This window comes from Actinacidiphila alni (assembly GCF_900112845.1).
Taxonomy (GTDB): domain Bacteria; phylum Actinomycetota; class Actinomycetes; order Streptomycetales; family Streptomycetaceae; genus Actinacidiphila; species Actinacidiphila alni.
In genome coordinates, this window is the sequence record NZ_FONG01000001.1 from 161,693 (window position 1) to 176,473 (window position 14,781).

The window sequence follows — 14,781 nt, forward strand, 5'->3', positions numbered from 1 at the left end:
TTCAGACGGCGGCGGCCGGCAGCAGCGCGAGGATCTCGTCGGTGCTGCCGGTCTCCGCCAGGCGCGGGAAGATCTTGGTGACCGAGTGCGTGTGCGACTCGGCGTCGGTGTCGGTCACCGCGTCGGTGGCCACGGTGACGTGGTAGCCCAGCTCGTGCGCGGTACGCGCGGTCGACTCGACGCCGATGCTCGTCGAGATGCCGGCCAGCACGATCTGGGTGACACCGCGGCGGCGCAGCTCCATGTCCAGCGCGGTGCCGTTGAAGGCGCCCCACTGGTGCTTGGTGATCCTGATGTCGCTGTCCCGCGCGTCGAGCCCGTCCACCAGCACCGCCCAGTCGGCGGGCAGCGAACCGCTTATCGCCGGGCCCTCGTTGCGCCCGGGCGCGACCCCCGCCACATTCACCAGCACCACCGGCAGCCCCCGCTCCCGGAAGGCCGCGGCCAGCTTCGCACTGCGCGCCACGACCTCCTGCGCGGGGTGCGCGGTGGGCAGCGCGACGATGCCCCGCTGGAGGTCGATGACGACGAGTGCGGTCCGCGGGTCGAGAGTGGTGGCGGTCATGCGGGAACTCCTTGTGCCGGCATTTCGGTGCTTCGGTGCGGCGTGCGCCGCGGGGTGGGGATGGTCGTGGGGTGCCGGGGCCCGGGCCTGCGGGGCCCTTTCCCGGCAAGCTTGCCGGTGTCCGTGCGGATGTACCGGGGCCGTGAGGCGGCCGGTCCGGGGTGCCCGCCGCGGGCGACGGGTCACGGGACCAGGCGCCGGAGTACGGGAAGCGCCTCGGCAAGGCGGCGCTGGTCCGCGGGGGACAGCTCGGCCTCGATCGCCTCGGCCAGCCAGCCGCGGCGCGCCCTGCGGCCCGTACCGCGCAGCAGCGCGCCCTGCTCGGTGAGCGAGAAGACGACCTGGCGGCCGTCGGTGGGGTGCGGGCGCCGGTCCACGAGCCCGCGCTCCTCCAGCGCGGCGAGCGTCGTCCGCATCGACTGCGGCCGGACGATCTCCGCGCGCGCCAGCGCGGCCGTCGTCGCCGGTCCGTCCCGGCCGAGCCGTGCCACCACCGACACCTGCGAGGGCGTCAACTCGTCCTCCGCCGCCGCCGACGCGGCCCGCAACCTGCGGTGGAACCGCGCGATCACATCCGTCAGCTCGTCGGCGGCACGCGCCTGATCGTCGGTGGGCACCCTTGCACCGTAAAACGGCCGCGGGAAAACTTGCAAGTTTGCCTGCCGAAATCGTTCCGCGTGGGGAAAACTCTTCGTAGCAGCGCCGTAACACTCCGGGTGTCGAATGCCCACCGGACGGCGGCGCGGCGGCGGAGGACGTGAGGGTGTGGTGACGACGGAACCGGCCGGTGCGGCAGCGGAGTTCGCGTTTTACTTCCGGTCGATGGTGGTGGCGCTCGGCGACCACGCCGGCTGGTACCGCGTATTCACCGAACGCGAGCCAGGCGCGGCGCGCGCCTATGAGGACGGTACGGATGTGCCGCCGTGGGACGTCGTCAGCGCCGTCCTGCACGATCTGGCGGCCGCCGCGGGCGCGCCGCTCGACGACGCGGAGGCCGGCCGCGCCCGCACCCTGCACCGCGCGGCCGTCGCCGACCAGGACTCCGCCCCGGGCGCGGAGAACGCGCTGCGGAACCGGCTCGACGCCACCTCGCGGGCCCGCGAGACCGCGCTGCTGCGCGAGCGGGAGGCGACCCGCGCGCTCGACAGGACCGGCGCCGACCCGGCCAACCCCGCCGTGGCCCGGCTCGCCAACATCCTCGCCTGGGCGCGCGACGACCGGGAGCGGGCCGCGGCCCGCTGCGACGAGATCCGGGCCCGGCTCGCGGCTTTCACGGCTCCGTCGGCGGACGAGTGGTTCCGGCAGCCGCCGCAGTTCGCCGGGGAGGGCGCGGGCGGCGCGGTGCCGCGCGTCCCGGCGCCGCGCCCGCGCATGGACGACGCCGGTACGGGCGCGGCCCGGCCCGCGCGCAGCGCCTCCTGGGCGCGCGAGGACGCCGACACCGGTGACGGCGCCGAGGACGCGGCGGCGTCGCGGTCCGGCCGCGGCAGGGGCTTCGCCCGGCTGCGCGGCGCCCGCTTCGCCGGGGTCTTCCAGGAGACCGCGGCGGCGCCCGAGCCCGGGCTTCCCGCGGACGCCGGACCCGCGCCGCGCGGCGCGCGCTTCGCGGGCGCTCCCGAGCGGGGCCGCCCCTCGGTGCCCGAACTGCCCCTCGACCCGGGCCGACGGGCCCAGGCCCGGCAGGACGCCGCGCGCCTCGGCGATCTGCGGCGCACCGGGCAGAGCGGGGCCGCCTACGTCTTCCTGAGCGAGGCGGCCAACGGGCCGGCCGCCGCGCTGCCGTATCTCGTACGGGAGTTGGAGCGGTCCGAGCTGGCCGCCGACGTGGCCACGCTGCTGTGGGAGGTCGCGACGCTGCCGGCCGATCCGCTGGCCGCCGCCGCGACGGAGCTCGCCGCCGCCGGGCGCGCCGACGACTGCCGCACGCTGCTGCACCAGGCGGCGTCCCGGCCGCCCGCCGACCTCGCGATGATCGCCGGGGCGCTCACCGCGGCGGGCTGCCACGAGGAGGTGGCCGAGCTTTTGGGGGCGCTGGTCCGGGTGCGGCCTCCCGAGGAGGCCGTCGCCGTCGTCAAGGCCCGGCCGGGCCTCGCCCAGCCGCTCCTCGCCGCCGCCGAGGCCGTCTCCCGCTCTCGTCAGCGTGACATCGCCGCGGCCCTCCGCCGCTCCTCCCTCCCCGACCGCTAGCCCCCTGCGGGGGCGCCTTCCCGCCCGACGGCGAGCGAGGCCGTTCCGGACGCGCCCCGCTGCCCGCCCGCCGCGGAGGACGGTTCCCTCCTGCGGAGGGACGGCAACCCTCAGGGGCGCGGGGAACTGCGCGCTCAGCCCGCGCGGGGTGCGGGTCAAAGACCGCCCCCAGCGGGGCAGACGCTGTTGTTTTTGCGACCACCGGGCCGGTGGGGGCTGAGCGCGCAGTTCCCCGCGCCCCTGTCGGGCACCCACTTCCGCCGGCGCAGCGCGCGGCCCCGCGCCCCCCCAAGGACCTCACTCGCCGGCAGGCGAATCGGCACGCCCCTCCGCAGGAGGGGAACGCCCCCCGCGCGTGCGGGTGGAGAGATCGGCCCCGAGAGGGGCCGAATGGGGTACCCGGGGAGCGAAATGTGATCGTCTTCCGCCGGTAACGGCACCACCCTTGCCACAGTGGGTACCCCGCTTCTACGTTCTTCCCACGGCCGGAATCTACGTGCGTAGAACGAAAAGCGGCCGACGTGAAGCTGCCGCGTCAGAGGAGCTGATCATGAGCAATGTCGTGCGTGCCGCACTGGTCCAGGCCACCTGGACCGGCGATACGGAATCGATGATCGCGAAGCACGAGGAACACGCTCGCGCCGCCGCCGCGCAGGGCGCGAAGGTGATCGGCTTCCAGGAGGTGTTCAACGCCCCCTACTTCTGCCAGGTCCAGGAATCCGAGCTCTACCGCTGGGCGGAACCGGTGCCGGACGGCCCGACCGTCCAGCGGATGCGGGCGCTGGCCCGCGAGACCGGCATGGTCATCGTGGTGCCCGTCTTCGAGATCGAGCAGCCCGGCGTGTACTACAACACCGCCGCCGTGATCGACGCCGACGGCACCGTCCTCGGCAAGTACCGCAAGCACCACATCCCGCAGGTCAGCGGTTTCTGGGAGAAGTACTACTTCAAGCCGGGCAACCTCGGCTGGCCGGTCTTCGACACCGCCGTCGGCCGGATCGGCGTCTACATCTGCTACGACCGGCACTTCCCGGAGGGCTGGCGCGCGCTGGGCCTGGCGGGAGCCCAGATCGTCTACAACCCGTCGGCGACCAGCCGCGGCCTGTCGGCGTACCTGTGGAAGCTGGAACAGCCCGCCGCGGCCGTCGCCAACGAGTACTTCGTCGCCGCGATCAACCGCGTCGGCCAGGAGGAGTACGGCGACAACGACTTCTACGGCACCAGCTATTTCGTGGACCCGCGCGGGCAGTTCGTGGACGGCACCGCCTCCGACACCAAGGAGGAGCTGCTGGTCCGCGACCTGGACCTGGACCTGATCGACGAGGTCCGGCAGACCTGGGCGTTCTACCGGGACCGCAGGCCGGACGCCTACGGCGACCTCACGGAGGGCTGAGCGATGGCGACCGCCACCGAGAGCGCGCACGCCGCGCTGCACGCCCGCCACCTGGCGGTGGCCCCCGACTGGCTGGCCACGTACTACGCCCGGCCGATCGAGCTGACGCACGGCGAGGGCCGCCATGTGTGGGACGCCGAGGGCACCCGCTACCTGGACTTCTTCGGCGGCATCCTCACCACGATGACCGCGCACGCACTGCCCGAGGTGACCGCGGCCGTCACCGAGCAGGCCGGGAAGATCCTGCACTCCTCGACGCTCTACCTCAGCCGCCAGGCGGTGGAACTGGCCGAGCGGATCGCCCGGCTGTCCGGCATCCCCGACGCGCGCGTCTTCTTCACCACCTCCGGCACCGAGGCCAACGACACGGCCCTGCTGCTGGCGACCACGTACCGCCGCTCCAACCAGGTGCTGGCGCTGCGCAACAGCTACCACGGCCGGTCCTTCACCTCGATCGGCATCACCGGCAACACCGCCTGGTCGCCGACGAGCCTGTCCCCGCTGCAAACGCTGTACGTGCACGGCGGGGTGCGCAGCCGCGGGCCGTACGCGCACCTGACCGACGCGCAGTTCACCGCCGCGTGCGTCGCGGACCTGGAGGACATCCTCGGCCAGGCCAACGGTACGGTCGCCGCGCTGATCGCCGAACCCGTGCAGGGTGTCGGCGGTTTCACCTCGGGACCCGACGGGCTGCTGGCCGCGTTCAAGGAAGTCCTCGACCGGCACGGCATCCTGTGGATCACCGACGAGGTGCAGACCGGCTGGGGCCGTACCGGCGACAATTTCTGGGGCTGGCAGGCGCACAGCGGCTCCGGCACCCCCGACATCCTCACCTTCGCCAAGGGCGTCGGCAACGGCATGTCGATGGGCGGTGTGGTGGCCCGCGCCGAGGTGATGAACTGCCTGGGCGCCAACTCCATCTCCACCTTCGGCGGCAGCCCGATCACCACCGCCGCGGCGCTCGCCAACCTCGGCTATCTGATCGACCACGACCTCCAGGGCAACGCCCGCCGCGTCGGCGGCCTGCTCAAGTCCCGGCTCACCGCCATCACCGCCGGTCTCGGCATCGTCCGCGAGGTGCGCGGACGCGGCCTGATGCTCGGTGTCGAACTCGTCGAGCCGGGCACCGACACCCCGTCGGCCGCCGCGGCCTCCGCCGTACTGGAAGCGGCCCGCGAGCACGGCCTGCTGATCGGCAAGGGCGGCCTGGCGGGCAACGTCCTGCGGATCGCACCGCCGCTGTCGCTGACCGTCGCCGAGGCCGAGGAAGGCGCCGAGGCGCTGGAGGCGGCGCTCAAGCAGGCCCAGGCCGAACTGGAAGGAGGGACCGCGCAGTGACCACGACACGCACGGTCGTCCGCGGCGGCCTCGTCATCACCGCGGCCGACGAGATGCACGCCGACGTCCTCATCGAGGGCGGCCGGATCGCGGCACTCGCCGCGCACGACAGCGACGCGGCGGCCGGCTGGAGCGCCGACACCGTCATCGACGCCACGAACAAGTACGTCATCCCGGGCGGCGTCGACGGCCACACCCACATGGAGATGCCGTTCGGCGGCACCACCGCCTCCGACACCTTCGAGACCGGCACCCGCGCCGCCGCCTGGGGCGGCACCACGACCATCGTGGACTTCGCCATCCAGAGCGTCGGCGGCTCGCTGCGCTCGGGCCTGGACACCTGGCACGCCAAGGCCGACGCGCAGTGCGCCATCGACTACGGCTTCCACATGATCGTCTCCGACGTCACCGACAACACCCTCAAGGAGATGGACGTCCTCGTCGAGGAGGGCGTGACCAGCTTCAAGATGTTCATGGCCTACCCGGGCGTCTTCTACAGCGACGACGGGAAGATCCTGCGCGCCATGCAGCGCGCGGCGGCCAACGGCGGCCTGACGATGATGCACGCCGAGAACGGCATCGCCATCGACGTCCTGGTGCAGCAGGCGCTCGCCGCCGGGCGGACCGACCCCCGCTACCACGGCGAGGTCCGGCACGCCCTGTTGGAGGCCGAGGCCACCCACCGCGCGATCCAGCTCGCCCGCGTGGCCGGCGCCCCGCTCTACATCGTGCACGTCTCGGCGCAGCAGGCCGTCGCCGAACTCACGGCCGCCCGCGACCTCGGCCTCAATGTCTTCGGCGAGACCTGTCCGCAGTATCTGTTCCTGTCCACCGACAATCTCGCCGAACCCGGCTTCGAGGGCGCCAAGTACGTGTGCAGCACACCGCTGCGGCCCCGCGAGCACCAGGCGGCGCTGTGGCAGGGGCTGCGCACCAACGACCTCCAGGTGGTCTCCACCGACCACTGCCCGTTCTGCTTCGCCGGCCAGAAGGACATGGGCGTCGGCGACTTCTCGAAGATCCCCAACGGCATGCCGGGCGTGGAGAACCGGATGGACCTGCTCCACCAGGGCGTGGTCGACGGGCAGATCAGCCGCCGCCGCTGGATCGAGATCGCCTGCGCCACCCCGGCCCGGATGTTCGGCCTCTACCCGCGCAAGGGCACCATCGCGCCGGGCGCCGACGCCGACGTGGTGATCTACGACCCGCACGCCGAGCAGGTGATGTCGGCCGAGACCCATCACATGAACGTCGACTACTCCGCCTACGAGGGCCGGCGCACCACCGGCCGGGTCGAGACGGTGCTCTCCCGCGGCGTCCCGGTGATCGACAACCGCACGTACGTGGGCCGCGCGGGACACGGCCAGTACACGCCGCGCGGCATCTGCCAGTACCTGATCTAGCCCGTGCAGTACCTGATCCAGCCCGTGCCCGACCGAAGGCAGCCAAGGAAACGAAGGAGCGGCGCCATGGACTTCGGCCTCGTACTGCAGACCGACCCGCCCGCCTCGAACGTCGTCGATCTGATGCGCCGCGCCGAACGGGCCGGCTTCACCCACGGCTGGACCTTCGACTCCGCCGTCCTGTGGCAGGAGCCGTTCGTCATCCACAGCCGCATCCTCGACCACACCGACCGGCTCAAGGTCGGCACGATGGTCACCAACCCCGGCACCCGCACCTGGGAGGTGACCGCCTCCACCTTCGCCACCCTCAACTCGATGTACGGCAACCGCACCGTCTGCGGCATCGGGCGCGGCGACTCCGCGATGCGGGTGGCGGGCCGCAGGCCCAACACCCTTGCCCGGCTGGGCGAGGCGATGACCGTCATCCGCGACCTCGCCGAGGGCCGGGAGGCCGTGGTCGACGGCACCCCGCTGCGGCTGCCCTGGGTGGAGAACGGTGAACTGCCGGTCTGGATGGCGGCGTACGGCCCGAAGGCGCTCGCGCTGACCGGTGAGAAGGCCGACGGCTTCATCCTCCAGCTCGCCGACGTCTACCTCACCGAATGGATGGTCAAGGCGGTGCGCGAGGCCGCCGAGAAGGCGGGCCGCGACCCGGCCTCGGTCACCGTCTGCGTGGCCGCGCCCGCCTACGTCACGGCCGACGACTCGCCCGAGGCGCTGGCCCACGCGCGGGAGCAGTGCCGCTGGTTCGGCGGCATGGTCGGCAATCACGTCGCCGATCTCGTCGGCCGCTACGGCGAGCACTCCGACCTGGTGCCCGAGGAGCTGACCGCGTACATCGCGAGCCGGCAGGGCTACGACTACGCGCACCACGGCAGGTCGGGCAATCCCGACACCGCCTTCGTGCCCGACGAGATCGTGGACCGCTTCTGCCTGATCGGCCCGGTCGAACGGCACCTGGAGAAACTGCGGGCCCTGCGGGACCTGGGCGTCGACCAGTTCGCCGTCTACGACATGCACGACGCGAAGGAGGCGACGATCGACGCGTACGGCGAGCACATCGTGCCGGTCCTGGGCTGATTCCCGGGCGGGCCCCTGCGACTCCCGGCGGCTCCCGGCCCGCACGGCCGCCTTGCCCGGGCCCGGAGCCGCCGTGCCCCGCGGTCTGATTGGATGGCGGCATGAGCGACGAGGTCGGTGCGGTACCCGGTGACGCGGCGGGCGCGTACGGCGCTCCCGGCGGCGTGGACGACGAGCTGCTCGCCGCCGTCGAGGACGTGATCAGAGCGGTGGTCGCCGCCGAGGTCACCCCGCGCTGGCGGCGGCTCGACGACGGCGACATCGCGCACAAGAGCGGCCCGTACGACCTGGTGACCACCGCCGACCGGCTCGCCGAGGAACGGCTCACCGAAGAACTCACCGCGCTGCTGCCCGGCTCCGTCGTCGTCGGCGAGGAGGCGGTCAGCGCCGACAGCGGTGTCCTGGACCGCCTCGGCGGCAACGACCCGGTGTGGGTGGTCGACCCGGTCGACGGCACCGCCGCCTTCGTCCGCGGCGAGGACGGCTTCGCCACCCTCGTCGCGCTGGTGCACGGCGGACAGCCGCTCGCGTCCTGGACGTACGCCCCGCAGCGCGGCCTGTTCGCGACCGCGCGGCGCGGCCGGGGCGCCCACCTGGACGGCGAACGGCTGCGCACCGCGACCCCGGCGGCCGGCGAACCGCTGCGGCTGACCACCTCCAACCCGGTCTACCGCACCGGGTACGAGCGCGACGTGCTCACCCGGCTCGACGCCTCCGGCGCCGTCTGCACCCCCTGCACCTGCGCGGGCCTGGCCTATCTGGACGTCGCGCGCGGCGCGATCGACGGCGTGGCCTTCTTCTGGGAGGCGCCCTGGGACCACGCCGCGGGACTGCTGCTCGCCACCGAGGCGGGCGGCGTCAGCCGTACGGCGTCGGGCGCGCCCTTCTCCATCCCCGGCGGCAACGAACTGCCCTTCACCCTCGCCCGCGACGAGGCCACCGCGCGCCGGGTCACCGACCTGATGGCGGCCGGACGGTGAGCCGCGCCGTCGTCGCCGACGCGGTCGTCGTCGGGGCCGGCCCCAACGGGCTGACCGCCGCGGTGGAGTTGGCCCGCGCCGGCCTCTCCGTCCAGGTCTACGAGGCGGCCGACACCGTCGGCGGCGGCGCCCGCACCGAGGAGCTGACCCTGCCGGGCTTCCGGCACGACCCGTGCTCCGCGGTCCACCCCTTCGGCGTCGGCTCGCCCGTCTTCCGCGCCCTGCCGCTGCGCGAGCACGGCCTGGAGTGGCTGCAGCCAGAACTCCCGCTCGCCCACCCCTTTCCCGACGGCACCGCCGCCGTGCTCGCCCGCAGCGTGGGGGAGACCGCGGCCTCCCTCGGCGCCCGCGACGCCGGCACCTACCGGCGGCTGCTCGCGCCGTACACCGGCCACTGGGACACCCTCGCCGCGGACTTCTTCCGCCCGCAGTGGGCCGGGATCCCGCACGACCCCTACCGCTTCCTGCGGTTCGGGCTGACCGGCACCCCGCCCGCCGCCGTGCTGGCGCTGCGCTTCCACGACGCGAAGGCGCGGGCGCTGATCGCGGGCCTGGCCGGGCACGCCATCACCCGGCTCGGGCAGCCCTTCACCGGGGCGATGGCCATGATGTTCGCGCTCGCCGCGCACGAGAACGGCTGGCCGGTCGCCCGCGGCGGCTCCCAGGCCATCGCGGACGCGCTGGCCGCGCACCTCACCGAACTCGGCGGCACCATCGTCACCGGTACCACCGTCCGCAAGCTCGACGAACTGCCGCCGGCCCGCGCGTACGTCTTCGACACCTCGCCGACCGCGCTCGCCCGGATCGCCGGGCTCGGCGACGCCTATCGCGGCTACCGCTACGGGCCGTCCGTCTTCAAGATCGACTACGCGCTGGACGGGCCCGTGCCCTGGACGGCGCCGGACGCGCGCCGCGCCGGCACGGTGCACATCGGTCCCACCTACACCGAGATCGGTGACGCGCTCAACCGGGCGGTCACCGGGCGCGCCCCCCAGACGCCCTTCCTGATCACCGCGCAGCCCTCGGTGATCGATCCCTCCCGGGCGCCCGAGGGCAAGCACGTCTTCTGGGCCTACGCCCATGTGCCGCACGACTGGCGCGGGGACGCGACCGACGCGGTCGAGCGGCAGATCGAGCGGTTCGCGCCGGGCTTCCGGGATCTCGTACTGGCCCGGGCCGTCAGCGGACCGCCCGCGCTCGCGGCGCGCAACGCCAACTATGTCGGCGGCGACATTGCCTGCGGCGCTTATACGGGACTTCAGGCGGTTCTGCGGCCACGGCTGGCCTTCAACCCCTACACCACCATCCGGCCGAACGTCTTCCTCTGCTCCTCCGCCACCCCGCCCGGGCCCGGCGTCCACGGCATGTCCGGCCACCACGCCGCCCGCACCGTCCTCCACCACCTCCGCCACGCGGCCCGCCACTGACCCGCACCTCTACGGAAGTGGGTGCCCGATAGGGGCGCGGGGAACTGCGCGCTCAGCCCCCACCGGCCCGGTGGTCGCAAAACAACAGCGTCTGCCCCGCTGGGGGCGGTTTTTCGCCTGAAGGCGCGCTTCGGCTGGTCGCGCAGTTCCCCGCGCCCCTAACTGAACGCCCTCCGCAGGAGATCAGGCACCACCCTCCGCGAGGAGAAAGGCTCGGGTCGTGGCGACGGCCTCCGCGGCGGCGGCGACGGTGCGGGCCAACTCCGCAGGAGAGGAGCCCGGGCGGCCGAGGAGGGCGTGGACGCGCGGGAGAAGGCCGGCCGGGGCACCCGGAAGAGCGGCGGCAGCCGGAAAGGCCCCCTTTTCGTTGAGGCACCACAAGCGGTGCCACGCGTGCAGCGACTGCGCGAGGATCCCGAACGCCCGGGACAGGCAGAGCGATACGTACACGGCGTCACCGGCCGCCGCCCCCTTGACCGCGGCGGCCACCGTGAACTCCGCTTCCCACGAAGCGTCGATGAGAGCCCTCCGCAGGGCCTCGGGATATTCGCGCGCCGCAGCGCGCAGAGCGGTCAACTCCCCACCGGCGTCGGCGAGTACGTGCCCGAGAGCGACCTCACCCGGATAGCAGGGCGACCAGAAGCCGAGCGGATGGCCGGGCTGGATCCCCACCTCGTAACGCCCCTCGCGGCAGCCCTCCCAGACGCGCCGCACGCGGTCGAGGTCGCGCAGGATCCAGTCGACGGCGACGCCGTCCACGGTCAGCCAGGCACCGGCGTTGACCCACGGCCCCCAGCCGCCGGGCGCGGCGACCTCCACCGGCCGTCCGGCGAACTCCGCGGCCAGCGCGGCCAGCGCGGCGACATCGGGCTCGCCCCGGTAGTAGATCCCGAGATCCCAGTCGGAGTCCGGCCGGTGGGTGCCGCGCGCCCGGCTGCCGCCGAGCAGTACGCCCACGACACCCGGCACCTCCCGCAGGGCGCGGGCCATCCCGGCCACATCGGGACCGTCGGCGAGCGGGGGCACATACGGATCACTGGGCATCCCGCGACCGTACGGGAGAGTGCGCCCCCGCGCCCGTGAGTTTCCGCCGAGCCCCCGGCAGGGGAGCCGCTTGCCAGTGCGAGCCGCCGAACCTACTCTTACCCACCAGTAAACTTACTCCGGAGTCAGGAAGGTCCCCGACATGGCGGCGCTCGACGATATCGACCTGGAACTCCTCGACTTCGGCACCGTGGAGCCGCGGGAATTCGCCCGGATCGTACGGGACCTGCCGGCCCGGAAGATCGCCGACTTCATGGCGGGACCGCAGCGCCGCCGGGTGCTGGACGAGGTCTTCCACCGGATGAAGGACCAGTTCAAGCCGGAGTCCGCGGGCAGCCGCGACGCGCTGATCCGCTGGCGGATCACCGCGGGCGACGAGGCGCCCGACGTCTACGAGACGCACATCGCGGACGGCGCCTGCACGGTCACGGCCGAGGACACCGGCAGGACCCCGCGGCTGACACTGACGATGGCGGCGCCGGAATTCCTGAAGCTGGTGTCCGGCAACGCCTCGGGCCCGACGCTGTTCTTCACCCGCAAGCTCAAGGTCCAGGGCGACATCCGGCTGGCCGGCGGCCTCACGTACTTCTTCGACATCCCGAAGGCGTGACCGTCCGTATACGGTGAACGCGGCCGGGGGAGCCCGGCCGCGGACACCCGGGGGAGCGGCGGCACACCATGACGGACCCAGCACCAGCACCGGCAGAGGCGGCGCGGGACCGCGTCCCGCGCCGCGCCGCACGCGTCGCGGTACTCGACCCGGACGGCGCGGTCTTCCTGCTCCGTTACGACAATCCCGAGGTCGGCCGGCACTGGGCGATGCCGGGCGGCGGCCTCGAAGGCGACGAGACGCCCCGCGAGGGCGCCGTGCGCGAGGCGCGCGAGGAGACCGGCTGGACCGATGTCGAACCGGGCCCGCTGCTGTGCACCTGGGAGCACGACTTCACCCGCGGCGACGTCCCGGTGCGGCAACACGAGCACATCTACGTTGCCCACGCCCCGCACCGCCCGCTCTCCGGGGACCTGGTTGCGGCCCACCGCGCGGACGGCATCCTGGACGGCCGCTGGTGGACCCCGGCCGAACTGGTCGCCACCGACGAGGCGTTGTGGCCGCCGCAACTGCCCGCGCTCCTGGCCGAACTGCGCGCGCACGGTCCGGCGGACCCGGCGCCCGACCTCGGTTACGTACCCAACGGCCCGCGCCGCACGGCTGGTTGACCGGCCGTCAGGGGGCGCCCGCCGGGCGGCCGTTCTCCAGCTCGACCGTGCCGGTGCCCGCGGCCAGCGCCGCGAGGGCGGCCCGCACGCGCCGCGCGGCGCCCGGCGAGAAGTAGCCGTCGACCTCCTCGGGCGCGATCAGCTTCCAGGAGTCCAGCTCCTCCTCCTGGAGCCGGACCGCCGCAAGCCGCTCCTCGTCCAGGACGCCGCCGTCGTACAGATAGCTCGCCAGCGGCGGCCTGCCGGGTCCGGTCACCCAGTCGACCGCGAGCAGCGCGCCGGGCGCGATGTCGAGGCCGATCTCCTCCTCGCTCTCCCGGCGGGCCGCCTGCCGCGGCGTCTCGTTCCGGTCGGACTCGATGGTGCCGCCCGGCAGCGTCCAGGTGCCGTCGTCGCGGTAGTTCGGCTCCACGATCAGGATCCGGCCGTCGGCGGACCGGAAAAGGGTGTTCGCACCCGAGATGATCTTTGGCAGACCTGCGATGTACGTGGCGAAGTCGGTCGTCGTCATGGCGCCAACCTACGTCGCCGGGCCGCCCGCCCGGCGTGCGGTCCGCGTGATCGCGCGGTCACGCGGCCCGCCTGCCCATGGGCAGGCGGGCCGCGGCGGGATAAGGTCCGAACGGCGCGACGTTCCGTTTTCTGCTGGGGAGTACGACAGTGTCCGACACTGCAACAAGATCCACGGGGCGCGTGCTGATCGCCGCGGACAAGTTCAAGGGGTCACTGACCGCGGTGCAGGTCGCCGCCCATGTCGCGGTGGGCCTGCACAAGGGCGCGCCCGGGGTGAGGGTCACCTCGGTGCCGGTCGCCGACGGCGGTGACGGCACGGTCGACGCCGCCGTCGCGGGCGGCTTCGAGCGCCGTACGGTACGGGTCACCGGGCCGCTCGGCGAACCCGTCGAGGCCGCGTACGCCCTGCGGGGCGGCACCGCCGTGGTCGAGATGGCCGAGGCGTCCGGGCTCCAGCATCTGCCCTCCGGCGTCTTCGCGCCGCTCACGGCCACCACGTACGGCACCGGCGAGCTGCTCAAGGCCGCGCTCGACGCGGGCGCCCGCAGCATCGTGCTGGGCGTCGGCGGCAGCGCCACCAACGACGGCGGCTCCGGCATGCTCAGCGCTCTCGGCGCGCGGCTGCTGGACGCCGACGGGGCGCCCGTGCCGCCCGGCGGCGGGCCGCTGGCCGCGCTCGCCACCGCCGACCTGTCCGGGCTCGACCCGCGGCTCGCCGAGACCGAGGTCGTGCTCGCCAGCGACGTCGACAATCCGCTGCTCGGGCCCAAGGGGGCCGCGGCCGTCTACGGGCCGCAGAAGGGTGCCTCCGCGGCGGACGTCGCCGCCCTCGACGCCGCTCTCGGCCACTACGTCGCCGTGCTCGCCGAGGCCGCCGGGCCCGCCGCCGCCTCCGCCGCCGAGGCGCCCGGCGCGGGCGCCGCCGGCGGCATCGGCTACGGCGCCCTCGTCGGGCTCGGGGCTTCCTTCCGGGCCGGGATCGACGTCATGCTCGACGTCCTCGGCTTCGCCGAGGCGCTCGACGGGGTCGACCTCGTCATCACCGGTGAGGGGTCGCTCGACGAGCAGACGCTGCACGGGAAGGCGCCCGTCGGGGTCGCCCAGGCCGCGCGTGCCCGCGGTATCGACGTCGTCGCCGTCTGCGGGCGCCTCGCCCTCAGCCCCTCCGCGCTCGGCGCCGCCGGAATCCGTCGCGCCTACCCGCTCTCCGCCCTCGAGCCCGATCCCGCTCTCTCCATCCCCAACGCCGGCCCCCTCCTCGAACGCGTCGCCCAATCCCTCGCCGAGGATTTCCTCACCTAGCCCTGCGGAGAAGGGTGCCCGATCAGGGCCGCGCCCCCCTGTACCCGCGCCTCTGCGGAGGAGGGTGCCCTTTAGGGACGCGGGGACGCGGCGCTGCGCTGGCGGAGAAGGGTGCCCGATAGGGGCGCGGGGAACTGCGCGCTCAGCCCACGCGCGCCTTCAGGCGAAAGACCGCCCCCAGCGGGGCAGACGCTGTTGTTTTGCGACCACCGGGCCGGTGGGGGCGGGCCGCGCAGTTCCCCGCGCCCCTAAAAACATGACTCCCGCACTCCGCAGGAGACCTCAGGCGCCCCCGACAGGAGATCACGCACCGCCCTCCGCAGGAGATCAC

General features: G+C 73.7%; 14 protein-coding genes. 10 read left to right on the top strand and 4 right to left on the bottom strand.

What is annotated here, in order from left to right:
- Position 1: 1 nt before the first annotated feature.
- Positions 2-565 carry an isochorismatase family protein gene (locus BM076_RS00660; protein ID WP_093711309.1) on the bottom strand — a complete coding sequence of 188 codons (564 nt, stop codon included), beginning with the start codon at positions 563-565 and terminating at the stop codon, positions 2-4.
- A gap of 182 nt (positions 566-747) precedes the next feature.
- The gene (locus tag BM076_RS00665) at positions 748-1,182 is read right to left on the bottom strand and encodes a MarR family winged helix-turn-helix transcriptional regulator (protein ID WP_177246266.1); all 435 of its coding nucleotides are present in this window, start codon (positions 1,180-1,182) and stop codon (positions 748-750) included.
- Between the two features lie 151 nt (positions 1,183-1,333).
- Here BM076_RS00665 and BM076_RS00670 point away from each other — a divergent pair, with 151 nt between their 5' ends.
- The 7 genes from BM076_RS00670 to BM076_RS00700 all read left to right on the top strand — a co-directional run bounded on the left by BM076_RS00670 (position 1,334) and on the right by BM076_RS00700 (position 10,373).
- A complete protein-coding gene (locus BM076_RS00670) occupies positions 1,334-2,752 on the top strand; it encodes a hypothetical protein (protein WP_143120491.1) in 1,419 nt (472 codons plus the stop codon).
- Between the two features lie 550 nt (positions 2,753-3,302).
- Complete coding sequence (locus BM076_RS00675) at positions 3,303-4,145, top strand: nitrilase-related carbon-nitrogen hydrolase (protein WP_093711312.1); 843 nt, start codon at positions 3,303-3,305, stop codon at positions 4,143-4,145.
- A 3-nt stretch (positions 4,146-4,148) separates the two neighbouring features.
- Entirely contained in the window at positions 4,149-5,483 is a 1,335-nt protein-coding gene (locus tag BM076_RS00680; RefSeq protein ID WP_093711313.1) for an aspartate aminotransferase family protein, read from the top strand.
- Complete coding sequence (gene hydA / locus BM076_RS00685) at positions 5,480-6,886, top strand: dihydropyrimidinase (protein WP_093711314.1); 1,407 nt, start codon at positions 5,480-5,482, stop codon at positions 6,884-6,886. Before BM076_RS00680 ends, hydA begins: the two co-directional genes overlap by 4 nt.
- Before the next feature lie 66 nt (positions 6,887-6,952).
- Entirely contained in the window at positions 6,953-7,966 is a 1,014-nt protein-coding gene (locus BM076_RS00690; protein ID WP_093711315.1) for a TIGR03842 family LLM class F420-dependent oxidoreductase, read from the top strand.
- A gap of 101 nt (positions 7,967-8,067) precedes the next feature.
- A complete protein-coding gene (locus BM076_RS00695; RefSeq protein ID WP_093711316.1) occupies positions 8,068-8,946 on the top strand; it encodes an inositol monophosphatase family protein in 879 nt (292 codons plus the stop codon).
- Positions 8,943-10,373 carry a phytoene desaturase family protein gene (locus BM076_RS00700; RefSeq protein WP_093711317.1) on the top strand — a complete coding sequence of 477 codons (1,431 nt, stop codon included), beginning with the start codon at positions 8,943-8,945 and terminating at the stop codon, positions 10,371-10,373. Before BM076_RS00695 ends, BM076_RS00700 begins: the two co-directional genes overlap by 4 nt.
- A gap of 183 nt (positions 10,374-10,556) precedes the next feature.
- Here the strand turns inward: BM076_RS00700 and BM076_RS00705 are convergent, their stop codons facing one another.
- Complete coding sequence (locus BM076_RS00705; protein ID WP_407640600.1) at positions 10,557-11,417, bottom strand: nucleotidyltransferase domain-containing protein; 861 nt, start codon at positions 11,415-11,417, stop codon at positions 10,557-10,559.
- Positions 11,418-11,559: 142 nt separating this feature from the next.
- Between BM076_RS00705 and BM076_RS00710 the strand changes: the two genes are divergently transcribed.
- Positions 11,560-12,027, top strand: coding sequence for an SCP2 sterol-binding domain-containing protein (locus BM076_RS00710; protein WP_093711318.1), 468 nt, complete (start codon positions 11,560-11,562; stop codon positions 12,025-12,027).
- Positions 12,028-12,095: 68 nt separating this feature from the next.
- Entirely contained in the window at positions 12,096-12,635 is a 540-nt protein-coding gene (locus tag BM076_RS00715; protein ID WP_093711319.1) for an NUDIX hydrolase, read from the top strand.
- A gap of 7 nt (positions 12,636-12,642) precedes the next feature.
- Here BM076_RS00715 and BM076_RS00720 read toward each other — a convergent pair whose 3' ends face one another.
- Positions 12,643-13,146 carry an NUDIX domain-containing protein gene (locus BM076_RS00720; protein ID WP_093711320.1) on the bottom strand — a complete coding sequence of 168 codons (504 nt, stop codon included), beginning with the start codon at positions 13,144-13,146 and terminating at the stop codon, positions 12,643-12,645.
- A gap of 182 nt (positions 13,147-13,328) precedes the next feature.
- On the opposite strand from BM076_RS00720, the gene BM076_RS00725 reads away from it, so the two are divergent.
- Positions 13,329-14,450, top strand: a complete 1,122-nt coding sequence (locus BM076_RS00725; RefSeq protein ID WP_093711321.1) for a glycerate kinase family protein — start codon at positions 13,329-13,331, stop codon at positions 14,448-14,450.
- The last annotated feature ends 331 nt before the right edge of the window (positions 14,451-14,781 follow it).

What these genes read in the sequence shown, in the direction of transcription:
- BM076_RS00660 (WP_093711309.1), bottom strand. Translation starts at nt 565, where the DNA reads ATGACCGCCACCACTCTCGACCCGCGGACCGCACTCGTCGTCATCGAC.
- BM076_RS00675 (WP_093711312.1), top strand. Translation starts at nt 3,303, where the DNA reads ATGAGCAATGTCGTGCGTGCCGCACTGGTCCAGGCCACCTGGACCGGC.
- BM076_RS00680 (WP_093711313.1), top strand. Translation starts at nt 4,149, where the DNA reads ATGGCGACCGCCACCGAGAGCGCGCACGCCGCGCTGCACGCCCGCCAC.
- BM076_RS00690 (WP_093711315.1), top strand. Translation starts at nt 6,953, where the DNA reads ATGGACTTCGGCCTCGTACTGCAGACCGACCCGCCCGCCTCGAACGTC.
- BM076_RS00695 (WP_093711316.1), top strand. Translation starts at nt 8,068, where the DNA reads ATGAGCGACGAGGTCGGTGCGGTACCCGGTGACGCGGCGGGCGCGTAC.
- BM076_RS00705 (WP_407640600.1), bottom strand. Translation starts at nt 11,417, where the DNA reads ATGCCCAGTGATCCGTATGTGCCCCCGCTCGCCGACGGTCCCGATGTG.
- BM076_RS00710 (WP_093711318.1), top strand. Translation starts at nt 11,560, where the DNA reads ATGGCGGCGCTCGACGATATCGACCTGGAACTCCTCGACTTCGGCACC.
- BM076_RS00715 (WP_093711319.1), top strand. Translation starts at nt 12,096, where the DNA reads ATGACGGACCCAGCACCAGCACCGGCAGAGGCGGCGCGGGACCGCGTC.
- BM076_RS00720 (WP_093711320.1), bottom strand. Translation starts at nt 13,146, where the DNA reads ATGACGACGACCGACTTCGCCACGTACATCGCAGGTCTGCCAAAGATC.